The 11,694-nt window shown below is 76.4% G+C and carries 6 protein-coding genes and 2 pseudogenes; 6 read left to right on the top strand and 2 right to left on the bottom strand.

The window, feature by feature from the left end:
* Nucleotides 1-323: 323 nt before the first annotated feature.
* From L6E17_RS20145 to L6E17_RS20155, 3 genes are all read left to right on the top strand, one after another.
* Nucleotides 324-1,205, top strand: a complete 882-nt coding sequence (locus tag L6E17_RS20145; RefSeq protein ID WP_236242156.1) for a DUF4349 domain-containing protein — start codon at nucleotides 324-326, stop codon at nucleotides 1,203-1,205.
* Nucleotides 1,206-1,560: 355 nt separating this feature from the next.
* Nucleotides 1,561-2,958, top strand: coding sequence for an FAD-dependent oxidoreductase (locus L6E17_RS20150; RefSeq protein WP_236242157.1), 1,398 nt, complete (start codon nucleotides 1,561-1,563; stop codon nucleotides 2,956-2,958).
* Between the two features lie 9 nt (nucleotides 2,959-2,967).
* Entirely contained in the window at nucleotides 2,968-3,696 is a 729-nt protein-coding gene (locus tag L6E17_RS20155) for a DUF6882 domain-containing protein (RefSeq protein WP_236242158.1), read from the top strand.
* Between the two features lie 33 nt (nucleotides 3,697-3,729).
* Here the strand turns inward: L6E17_RS20155 and hemE are convergent, their stop codons facing one another.
* Complete coding sequence (hemE, locus tag L6E17_RS20160; RefSeq protein WP_236242159.1) at nucleotides 3,730-4,800, bottom strand: uroporphyrinogen decarboxylase; 1,071 nt, start codon at nucleotides 4,798-4,800, stop codon at nucleotides 3,730-3,732.
* Between the two features lie 92 nt (nucleotides 4,801-4,892).
* Here hemE and L6E17_RS20165 point away from each other — a divergent pair.
* The 3 genes and pseudogenes from L6E17_RS20165 to L6E17_RS20175 all read left to right on the top strand — a co-directional run bounded on the left by L6E17_RS20165 (nucleotide 4,893) and on the right by L6E17_RS20175 (nucleotide 8,728).
* A pseudogene (locus L6E17_RS20165) lies at nucleotides 4,893-5,563 on the top strand (DUF3000 domain-containing protein).
* Between the two features lie 1,050 nt (nucleotides 5,564-6,613).
* Nucleotides 6,614-7,276, top strand: coding sequence for a response regulator transcription factor (locus L6E17_RS20170; RefSeq protein ID WP_071266771.1), 663 nt, complete (start codon nucleotides 6,614-6,616; stop codon nucleotides 7,274-7,276).
* 78 nt (nucleotides 7,277-7,354) lie between these two features.
* Nucleotides 7,355-8,728 (top strand): ribonuclease D, encoded by a 1,374-nt coding sequence (locus L6E17_RS20175; protein WP_236242160.1) that lies wholly within the window; start codon nucleotides 7,355-7,357, stop codon nucleotides 8,726-8,728.
* Between the two features lie 515 nt (nucleotides 8,729-9,243).
* On the opposite strand, the pseudogene L6E17_RS20180 reads toward L6E17_RS20175, so the two are convergent.
* Nucleotides 9,244-11,450, bottom strand: a pseudogene (locus tag L6E17_RS20180) (catalase).
* Nucleotides 11,451-11,694 lie beyond the last annotated feature (244 nt).

The raw sequence follows: 11,694 nt of genomic DNA on the forward strand, positions 1-11,694 counted from the left end.
GACGCCTCGCGGCGTTCCTCTGGGGGGACAGAGACCATGCCGACCCGATCCCGACACGTCCTCGCGGCCGTCCTGCTGGGCGCCTCCCTCGCCCTCGCCGGATGCGGCAGCGGGGCGGACGGCGCGCAGTCGACCGCGGACCGCGGTGCCGCCGCGCCTCGGGCCGAGGGGAGCGCCGCGGACGCGCCCGGCTACGGCGGCTCCGCGGCCTCCCCGGCGACCGGGCGCCCGGTCGGGCGGCCGGGGAGGGCGCGGCGCAGCCGGACAGGCGCGCCCCTGCGGGTCCCCAGCACGTCATCCGCACCGCCGAGCTGCACATCGAGGTGGAGGACGCCGAGAAGGCCCTGGCGCGGGCCCGTGCCGTCGCGGCGGACGCCGGCGGGCACGTGGCCGAGGAGTCCACCCAGCGGTACCGGCGCGGGGACGGGCGGGGCGGGATCAGCTCGCGGGCCGTGCTGCGGGTGCCGCAGCACGCGTACGACGCGGTGCTGAAGGACCTCTCCGGCGCGGGGAAGCTGCTGTCGCGGAAGGCCGACGCCGAGGACGTCACCGATCAGGTGGTGGACGTGGAGAGCCGGATCGCCACACAGCGGGCCAGTGTGGAGCGGGTCCGCAAGCTGATGGAGGAGGCGCGGCAGCTGAGCGACGTGGTCACGCTGGAGGGGGAGCTGAGCCGCCGTCAGGCGGAGCTGGAGTCGCTGCTCGCCCGGCAGGCGGCGCTGAAGGACAGCACGTCCCTCGCGACGATCACGCTGGAGCTGAGCGAGAAGGGCGCGCCGCGCCATGCCGACGAGGACGGCAAGCCGGGGGTGCTGGAGGCGCTGCGCAGCGGCTGGGACGCGCTGGTCGGGTCGGCCGCCTGGGTGCTGATCGTGCTGGCGGCGCTGGCCCCGTGGCTGGCGGTCCTGGCGGTGGCGTACGCGCTGTGGCGCCTGCTGCTCCGCCCGTGGCGCGCCCAGCGCCGCGGGGCGGACGCGCGGGGCGCGGCGCGCTCCGGGGCGTCCGGTCTGCCCGTCCACCCGGCGCCGGCCGATCCGGCGGCAGCGCCGCGGCCCGCACGGGCTCCGTGGCCCCGGCGCGCCCCGCGGGCTCCCCAGGCCCCCAGCCCCAGCCCCAGCCCCAGCCCCAGCCCCAGCCCCAGCCCCAGCAGACGCTGCACGCACCGCAGGTGCCCCACGCCCCTCAGCCCGGCGAGGCCCCGCTGACGCCCCACGCCGCTCACCCTGCCCGGACGGCCCCGCAGGCCGCTGAGACCCCGCAGGTCCCGCAGCCGACCCCGGCCCCCGACGCCTCGGACGCCCCAGGGGCCGCAGAGGCCGCAGAGGTAGGAGAGGTCGCAGGGGCCCCAGAGGCCGCAAGCACCGCAGAAGCCCCCGAAGCCGCGAAGCCGCGTGCAGCCGGCGACACCGCCGCCGCCCCGGGGAGCCCGCAGCCGACGGCGACGCCCGCAGCTGAGCCGTCGCACGGCGCCCGGCGGTCGGCACGGGGGCCCTGCCGGAGGGACACCCCGCGCGGCGAAGGGGCATACCGGCGCCGGCCGCCCCGCCGTAGGGTTCCCGCATGGGTCATGGAGCAGCAGCAGGAGGACGTCCGGGCCGGCAGCGGATGGTGGTCGTGGGGGGCGACGCGGCGGGCATGTCGGCCGCGTCGCAGGCCCGGCGGCTGAAGGGGCCGGACGCCCTGGAGATCGTCGCGTTCGAGCGCGGCCACTTCACCTCGTACTCGGCGTGCGGGATCCCCTACTGGGTCGGCGGCGAGGTGGCGGGACCGGACCGGCTGATCGCCCGCACGCCCGAGGAGCACCGGGCGCGCGGGATCGACGTACGGCTCCGCACCGAGGTCACCGAACTGGACCTGGACCGGCAGCGGGTGCGGAGCAGGGACCTCGAGTCGGGGCAGGAGGCGTGGACCGGCTACGACCACCTGGTCCTGGCGACCGGTGCCCGCCCGGTGCGGCCGCCGCTGCCCGGCATCGACGCACCGGGCGTGCACGGCGTGCAGACGCTGGACGACGGCCGGGCGCTGCTCGACACCCTGAACGCGGCGCAGGGGCGGCGCGCGGTCGTCGTAGGCGCCGGCTACATCGGGGTGGAGATGGCGGAGGCCCTGCTGAACCGGGGCTACGAAGTCACCGTGGTGGACAGGGCCGAGGAGCCGATGTCGACCCTCGACCCGGACATGGGGCGGCTCGTGCGCGGCGCCATGGAGGACATGGGCATCACCGTGGTCGGCGGCGCCCGGGTCACCGAGGTCCTCACCGGCCCTGGCGGAAGGGCGCGGGGGGTGGCCGCGGAGGGGGCCGAGTACCCGGCGGACGTGGTGGTCCTCGGCATCGGCGTGGCGCCGGAGACGACCCTGGCACGGGCCGCCGGGCTGCCGCTCGGCGCGTACGGCGGGCTGCTCACCGACCTGTCGATGCGGGTGCGGGGCCGGGATGACGTGTGGGCGGGCGGTGACTGCGTGGAGGTGCTGGACCTGGTGTCCGGACGGGAGCGGCACATCGCGCTGGGCACGCACGCCAACAAGCAGGGCCAGGTCATCGGGGCGAACGTGGGCGGCGGCTACGGCACGTTCCCGGGCGTGGTCGGAACGGCGGTGAGCAAGGTGTGCTCGCTGGAGATCGCCCGCACGGGACTGCGGGAGCGGGACGCCAGGGAGGTCGGGCTGCGGTTCGCGGCGGTGACGGTCGAGGCGACCAGCCGCGCCGGCTACTACCCGGGCGCGGCGCCCATGACCGTGAAGATGCTGGCCGAGCTGCGCACCGGGCGGCTGCTCGGCGTGCAGATCGTGGGCCGGGAGGGCGCGGGGAAGCGGGTGGACATCGCCGCGGTGGCCCTGACGGCGGGCCTGACGGTGGAGCAGGTCGTGTCCCTGGACCTGGGGTACGCGCCGCCCTTCTCCCCCGTGTGGGATCCGGTGCAGGTGGCCGCCCGCAAGGCGGTCGCGGCCCTCGCATAGGCTTGGCTCATGATCGATTCTTTCGGCAGGTCAGACGGGACGGGCGGGGCGTTCGGCGAGGCGTTCGCACGGGCGACGGAGCCGCACGCGGCCTGGGGTCTGGAGCAGCTGGAGGCGTTCAACGCCTTCGTGCCGCCGGGCCCGTGGACGGCCGACCTGTCCCGGCGCGTGTACCGGCAGGGCGGCCTGGAGCTGACGGTGGGGCTGCTCGGGACGTTCGACGAGTCGGCCGGCACGTGGATGTGGGGCTGGGCGAATCCCGGCTTCGCGGGGGCTCCGGTGACGGCCCTGGCGGAGGGGCTGCGCCGGTTCGGCACCGAGCACGGGGTGGCGGAGTTCACCCGGGACCTCGTGGACCTGTCCGGGTTCCCCGACCCCGCGACGGCGGTGGAGCGGCTGGCGTTCGGTGCCATGGGCGTACTGGGCGCGTCCGGCTACATGGGCGTGGAGGCGGGTCCCGGCACGCGCGCGTACCTGCTCGCGGACGACCCGCAGGTGCCCCGCTCCGCCCCGCAGCCGGTGACGCTGCCGCGGGTTCTGCTCGGCGCGGTGCAGCTGGTCCCGGAGGCGGCGCCCCGCGCGGTGGTGACGGGCTACTTCACCCGGCACGGCCTCCCCTGGCGGTCCACCGACCAGGGTGTGGCGGCCGAGCTGCCGGACGGCTCGTCGGCGGCCGTGTCGTTCGACGCGGCGGGCCGCATCGCGTCGGTGGACATCGGGGTGCCGGGCCGGTCGTAGGCCCGGCACCCGTCCCGCTGCGCGGGCGCCCGCTCAGCGGGCGGTGCACTCGTGCACGTGGGCGACGAGGCGGGTGAGGCTGTCCGGGTCCGTGGTGGGCAGCACCCCGTGGCCCAGGTTGAACACATGGCCCTCCAGGCCGGACGCGGCGCGCAGCACCGCGTCGGTCTGGGCCTCGACGGCCTCACGCGGCGCGAAGAGGACCGCGGGGTCCAGGTTGCCCTGGAGCGCCTTGCCGGGGCCGACCCGGCGGGCGGCCTCGTCGAGCGGGACGCGCCAGTCGACGCCGACCACGTCCGCGCCCGCCTCGCCCATGAGCCCGAGCAGCTCGCCCGTGCCGACGCCGAAGTGGATGCGGGGCACGCCGTACGGGGCGACCGCGTCGAACACCTTCGCGGACGCGGGCATGACGGAGCTGCGGTAGTCGGCGGGTGCCAGGGCGCCCACCCACGAGTCGAACAGCTGGACCGCGGACGCCCCGGCCTCGATCTGCACCTTCAGGAACGCGGCGGTGATGTCGGCGAGCCGGTCCAGCAGGTCGGCCCACAGCTCGGGGTCGCCGTACATCAGGGCCTTGGTGTGCTCGTGGTTCCGGGAGGGCCCGCCCTCCACGAGGTAGCTCGCGAGGGTGAAGGGGGCGCCGGCGAAGCCGATCAGCGGGGTGGCGCCGAGCTCGCCGGTGAGCATGCCGATGGCCTCGGTGACGTACGCGACGTCGTCGGGGGTCAGGTCCCGCAGCCGCTCCAGGTCCTCGCGGCGCCGGATCGGCTCGGCGACGACGGGGCCGACGCCGGGCTTGATGTCCAGGTCGACGCCGATGGCCTTGAGCGGGACGACGATGTCGCTGAAGTAGATCGCGGCGTCCACCTTGTGGCGGCGCACCGGCTGCAGGGTGATCTCGGTGACCAGCTCGGGCCGCATGCAGGACTCCAGCATGGGCACGCCCTCGCGGACCTTCAGGTACTCGGGCAGTGAGCGCCCCGCCTGGCGCATGAACCAGACCGGCGTGTGGGGCACCGGTTCGCGTCGGCACGCCCTGAGGAAGGCGGAGTCGTACGTCGGGGACTGCGGCTGGGGGCCCGAGGGGCGGCTGTTGGCACTCACGCCGTGCATCTTCGCATGTGCGGGTGGCGGGGCACGCGCCCCGCTGGTGTCCCTCCCTGCGCCGGGGCCGCGTTGCGCCTACTCTTCCCCGCATGGCTGCGGCTCAGGAACGGTTCTCCGACACTACCGGCGGTATCGAGGGTGCGGGCGGGGGTGAGGGCGGTCCGGTGCCGTACGCCTTCCGGCTGGCGGTGGACGCGCTGCGGGCGGCGCGCCCGCGCCCGGAGATCGAACTGGACCCGGCCAGTCCGCCCCGGCGGCTCGCCCCGTACGCGTACGCGGTGGAGGCGGCGGCCGTCGAGGACGGCGAGGACCTGGCGGACGGCCGGCTGGTGCTGCTGCACGACCCGGCGGGGCACGAGGCGTGGCAGGGCACGTTCCGGCTGGTGACGCTGGTGCGGGCGGAGCTGGAGCCGGAGATGGCGGCGGACCCGCTGTTCCCCGAGGTGTGCTGGTCCTGGCTGACGGGGGCGCTGGAGGCGCGCGGTCTGGCCTACGGGGCGGAGGGCGGCACCGTCACCCGCGCGGGGTCCTCCTACTTCGGGGGGCTGGCGGAGCGCCGGCCGGCCACGCAGATCGAGATCCGGGCGTCGTGGACGCCGAGGGAGGGCCGGGGCGGCGTGCCCGACGCGGCGGCGCACCTGGCGGCGTGGGGCGACCTGCTGTGCCAGGTGGCCGGCCTGCCGCCGGCGGGCCCGGGCGGCGCCGACGGCGGCCCGGGCATCGTCTCCTCCCCCAGCGCCGGGGCCCGCACCACCCGTAGCCCCCTTCGCACGCACCGCACAGGCGCGGGACGGCCCGTGGTCGCCGCGCGGCCGCGGCGGCCGAGCCGGAACCGCGACGCCGCGCCCACCGCCGGGCCGCGGCCGCCGGGGCGGTCCGGGTCGGCGCCGCCCAGCACCGGAGCAGCACCGCCCTGCTCGGCCCCCGGCGCGCCGGGGGCCGGAGGCGCCCGTCACCGCGGCGGCCACGGGAGCACCGAGACCGCCCGAAGCCACGGGTGCCGGGCGCACCCCGCTTCCGCGCCCCTCCGCGCACCCGGTCACGCGGCGGAGCCGTCCACGCGGCCACAGGACACCGGGACATGTCCCTCCGCCGCAGGCGCGCTCACGCCACGGGGCCGGCGCCATCCCCGTACGTACGTCGGGTGCGCGCCCACAGGCACGCGCCCGCGTCCGGGCGGGCCGGGGCCCTCGCCCCGCCGCGGGGCAGCGGCCGTACCGGCGCCGCGTCCGTCACCGGGCAGCGCGGGGCGCAGGAGGCCCGGAGCCGCCGACCCGCCGCACCCTTCCACGTGCCCTCTCGGCCGGAACCGTCACGGGTGCGGGGCCCGCGGCCGCCGCGCGTCTCCTCCGCAGGAACCGGCACAGGTGCCGCGACGGCCCGTGGTCGCCCCGCGGCGGCGGCGGCCGAGCCGTACCCGTGACGCCGCGCCCACCGCCGGGCCGCGGCAGCCGGGGGCCGGAGCAGTGGGCGCCACCGGAAGGCGGGCAGGGGCCGGTCGCCGGGGCCGGCGGCAGACGGCAGACGGCAGACGGCAGACGGCAGACGGCAGACGGCCGGGGCATGGCCGGCGGACGCGCGGGCGGCGCCTGTAGGGGGCCGGACTCACACGAACGGAGTACGGGAAGCGGTTCGCTCGTAGGATGATCGATCACGCGTCCGAATTGCCCCAATTGTTACTCACCAAATCGTGATCTTCCCCTAAAGGCGCGAGGTGATGCTGCCGAAGAGGTCTGTGACCCTATCTGCACGGTTCGCCCCGGCCACTTCCCCGAGCCGGCCAGTGTCCCGCACCTTCCCAGGAGGCCTGGTGTCCGTTCTCCTTGAGCAGCCCGCAAGCCTGGTCGCCTACCGCCCGAACAAGCCGACGGCCATGGTCGTCGTGGCCGACCCGCGCGTCCGCTCCACCGTGACCCGTCATCTGTGGGCGCTCGGGGTGCGCGACGTCATCGAGGCGTCGTCCATCGCGGAGGCCCGCCCCCGTATCGGCAACCCGCGCGACATCTGCGTCGCCGACGTCCACCTCCCCGACGGCTCCGGTCTCACCCTGCTGTCCGAGACCCGCGCCGCCGGCTGGCCCAACGGCCTCGCCCTGTCCGCCGCCGACGACATCGGCGCGGTGCGCAACGCCCTCGCCGGAGGCGTCAAGGGCTACGTCGTCACCGGCACCCGCACCAACATCGGGCACCCGACCCGCCCGGGCGCGGCGCCCATCGGGGCCGCCGCCGCCCGGATGCACCGCCGCCCGCCGGGCGCCCCCGGCCACCCCGGGGGCTACCGCGAGCTGTCCGGACGCGAGGTCGAGGTCCTCCGGCTGGTGGCGGAGGGCCAGTCGAACAAGGCCATCGGCGTCTCGATGGGCCTGTCCGCACTCACCGTGAAGAGCCACCTCGCCAGGATCGCCCGCAAGCTGGGCACCGGCGACCGCGCCGGCATGGTGGCGGTGGCGCTCCGTACCGGCATCATCCACTGACCGTCCCCTCCCGTTGGTCCGCCCGTCGACGGAACGTTCCGTCGACGGGCGGCTTCCGTTCACAGATACCCTTGACAGGTGACCGACGCCCGAGACACCGCAGCTAAGACACCACTGCGAACCGCCGGGGGCGGCCCTCCGGACGGGGCCGCCCGTTCCGCGGCGGGCCGTCGTTCCTTCCCCGCTGCCCCCGCCGCCGCCCCCGCGGTACGGGAGGGCGACGGGGACGCCTCCCGTGTGGACGAGGCCGCCGAGCCGATCCCGCTGCTGGAGCCCCGCGAGGGCATCCCGCCGGTGGTGGCGGACGAGGCGGGCCTGGCCGCCGTCATCGAGGCGTTCGCCGCCGGCACCGGCCCCGTGGCCGTCGACGCCGAGCGGGCGTCCGGCTACCGCTACGGGCAGCGGGCCTACCTGGTGCAGCTCCGGCGTGAAGGCGCGGGCACCGCGCTCGTCGACCCGGTGGGCTGCCCCGACCTGTCGTCGCTCGGGGCGGCGCTCGACGGCACCGAGTGGATCCTGCACGCCGCGACGCAGGACCTGCCGTGCCTGCGGGAGATAGGCATGGTCCCCGGTGAGCTGTTCGACACGGAGCTGGCGGGCCGGCTCGCCGGCTTCCCGCGGGTCGGGCTCGGCGCCATGGTCGAGTCCGTTCTCGGCTACGTCCTGGAGAAGGGCCACTCCGCCGTCGACTGGTCCACCCGGCCGCTGCCCGAGCCCTGGCTCCGGTACGCCGCGCTGGACGTCGAGCTCCTCGTCGACCTGCGGGACGCACTGGAGAAGGAGCTCGACCGGCAGGGCAAGCTGGAGTGGGCCCGCCAGGAGTTCGCCGCGATCGCCGCCGCCCCGCCGCCGCCTCCGCGTAAGGACCCCTGGCGCCGCACGTCCGGCATGCACAAGGTGCGCAGGCGTCGCCAGATGGCCGTGGTGCGGGAGCTGTGGACCGCCCGGGACCGGATCGCGCAGCGCCGGGACGTCTCCCCCGGCAAGGTGCTCAGCGACGCCGCGATCGTCGAGGCGGCGCTCGCCCTGCCGCAGGACGTTCAGGCGCTCACGGCGCTGCCCGGCTTCGGCGCCCGCATGGGCCGCCGCCAGCTCGAACAGTGGCAGGCGGCCGTCGACCGGGCCAGGGCACTGCCGGAGAGCAAGCTGCCGCAGCCCGGCCAGCCGGTCGCCGGTCCGCCCCCGCCGCGCGCCTGGGCGGACAAGGACCCGGTGGCGGCGGCCCGGTTGTCGGCGGCCCGTACCGCCGTGTCCGCGCTGGCCGAGGCGCTGAACCTGCCGCAGGAGAACCTCGTCACGCCCGACACGGTGCGCAGGATCTGCTGGGAACCCCCGCAGGACCCCACACCGGAGTCCGTCGCCTCGGCCCTCGCCGGGTACGGGGCGCGACCGTGGCAGATCGAGCAGGTGACCCCGGAACTGGTGAAGGCGCTGCGGGTCGCGGAGGTCTGACCGCCGGGCGGCACCGCCCCGCGGGTCCGCGGCCGAGCCCCGGCCCTGCGCACCGCCAGGCCCGCCCGCACGACCCGCCCGGCTCCGCCCCCGCTGCCTGCCTTCCGGCCGCTCCTCCGGCGCCCCGGCCGCTTGCCGTACGGCTGCACCCGTCCGCCCCGGCCGGCGGACCCGCCCGGGACGGCGGCGCAGTCGGCGCGTACGCGGCGGAGCCCGCCGATCGCCGACGCGGCCGGCAGCAGCCGACGTGCACGGCCCGGCCGCCGGGCGGCCGACACGTGCGGGCCGGGCAGGCGGGCCGGGGCCCGGTGAGGTGCGGAGCCGCCGCACCGTCTGGCCGGCAGCGGCCCTCGCGGCAGCGCCCGGGCCGAGCCTCCGCTGAGGCGGCGTACCGGCCGGCACCGGTCCGGCCGGTACGCCGCCGGGCCCGCCGCGGCACACGAGGGGGCCGGCGCCCGGTCTGCGGGCCCACGGTGGCCCCTGCCGCGAGCCCGCCCGTGCACGCGGCAGCCGGGTCAGTCGCCCGCCGGGAACCGCTCCCAGACCCGGTGGCGGGCCAGCAGGGTCAGGACCTCGCCGAAGGCCCCGTCCCCGAGTCCGCGGACACGACCCCGGGCGCTCCGGACGGGACACCGGCCGCCTCCAGGACGGCGTCGGCGCCCGACCAGCAGGCGAGGGGCTTGGCGTGACGGTACGCCTCCGCCACCATCAGCAGCACCCGCGGATCGGTCGCCGAGGCCGCCGCGCCGGTGTCGGCACCGGCCTGGGCGCCGTTCACGTCCGCGCCGTACCCGGGGGCGCCGGCCAGCAGCAGGGCGTCGAACTCGACGGAGCGGGCCGTCGCGAACGTGCGCTGCACCGTGACGGGCTCCCCTTCCCCGCCGAGCTCCCCGCCCGCGGGGGCCACGACCAGCGGGACCATCCCGGCTTCCCGTGCGGCGTCCCGTACCGCGCGTACCGCCGCGGTGTCGCCGTCGGCGCCGACGACGATGCCGACGGTCCTGCCCTGCACCGGCCAGGTCCGCCCGACCTGGGAGAGTGCGGGGCTGGGCTCGACGTCGGCGAGCGGCTCGGACACCTCCGGGGCGGGCAGGCCGAGGCCGGTCGCCACCTTGCGGCAGAGCTCAGGGTCGATCCGGGCGAGGACCCGCAGCGCGCGCTCCTTGACGGCCTTCTCGTAGCACTTGCCCAGCTCGAAGGTGTACGCGAGGGCGATGTGCTCCTGCTCGACGGGGCTCATGCTGAGCCAGAACCGACGCGGCTGGCTGAAGTGGTCGGCGAAGGACGCGGGGGCCTCGCGGACCTTCTGCGCCTCGGGCACCGTCACGGGCGACTCGACGAACGCGCCGGTGTCGGCGCCCGCCTGGAAGGGGCAGCCGCCGTCGAGCGAGTTGGGCCGGTAGGGGGCCACCCCCCGGTGCACGGCGGTCTGGTGCAGCCCGTCGCGGAGCATGTCGTTGACGGGGGCGTGCGGGCGGTTGATCGGGATCTGCGGGAAGTTCGGCCCGCCGAGGCGGGTGATCTGCGTGTCGAGGTAGGAGAAGAGCCGGCCGGCGAGCAGCGGGTCGTCGGTGATGTCGATGCCCGGGACGAGATGGCCGGGATGGAAGGCGACCTGCTCGGTCTCGGCGAAGAAGTTCGACGGGTTCGCGTTGAGGGTGAGCAGGCCGACGGGCTGCACCGGGGCGAGCTCCTCCGGGACGAGGTTGGTCGGGTCCAGCAGGTCGATGCCCTCGAAGGTCTGCTCCGGCGTGTCGGGGAACGTCTGGATGCCGAGCTCCCACTGGGGGTGGGCGCCCGCCTCGATCGCGTCGGCGAGGTCCCGCCGGTGGAAGTCCGGGTCGACGCCGCCGATCACCTGGGCCTCCTCCCACACCAGGGAGTGCACGCCCAGCTTCGGCTTCCAGTGGAACTTGGCGAGCGTGGTGCCGCCGTCGGCGGCGACGAGGCGGAAGGTGTGGACGCCGAAGCCCTCCATCATGCGGAAGGAGCGGGGGATGCCGCGGTCCGACATGTTCCACAGGGTGTGGTGGGTGGCCTCGGTGTGCAGGGTGACGAAGTCCCAGAAGGTGTCGTGGGCGCTCTGCGCCTGGGGGATCTCCCGGTCGGGGTGCGGCTTGCCCGCGTGGATGACGTCGGGGAACTTGATGCCGTCCTGGATGAAGAAGACGGGGATGTTGTTGCCGACGAGGTCGAAGACGCCTTCGCTGGTGTAGAACTTCGTGGCGAAGCCGCGGGTGTCGCGCACGGTGTCGGCCGAGCCGCGGGAGCCGAGGACGGTGGAGAAGCGCACGAAGACCGGTGTCGTGACGTCCTTCTCCAGGAAGGCGGCCCGGCAGACGGTGGACGCCGTCCCGTACCCCTGGAAGAAGCCGTGCGCCCCGGCGCCGCGGGCGTGGACCACGCGCTCCGGGATGCGCTCGTGGTCGAAGTGCATGACCTTCTCGCGCAGATGGTGGTCCTGGAGGAGGACAGGGCCGCGGGGGCCCGCCTTGAGCGAGTGGTCGGTGTCGTACAGCCGGGTGCCCTGCGCGTTGGTCAGGTACGGGCCGGACTGGGCCGCCCTGGCCGGATCGGCGCCGGTGGGCTGCCCGGTGGGGCTCACGGTCTCGGGGCCCGTCTGGTCGGCCTTGGGCGGCAGCGGCTCGCGCGCCTCGGTGGGCTCCTCGAGCGGCGGAGGCTCGGAGGCGGGCGATCCGGGGATCGGGGGGTGGTCGGTCATCGGTGCTCCAGGTGCGGGGGCAGGGGTCTCCTGAGCCATGACCGCCGCGGGAGCCGCCGTAACGACGGGGCGGCAGGTGTCCGCCCATCGACGGACAGCACCCGGAGCCCTCAGCTCCGCTCGGCGGTCCGGCCGCGGCGGAGCGGGTACCCGGGGCTCCCGCGGGACAACGTGCATTTCCGGCCGTCCGGTCCTCCGCCGCGGCGTCCCGCGGGGGCAGCGTGCACCATGGGCGCAGGGGTCG

The organism is Streptomyces sp. CC228A, from assembly GCF_021390935.1.
Lineage (GTDB): Bacteria > Actinomycetota > Actinomycetes > Streptomycetales > Streptomycetaceae > Streptomyces.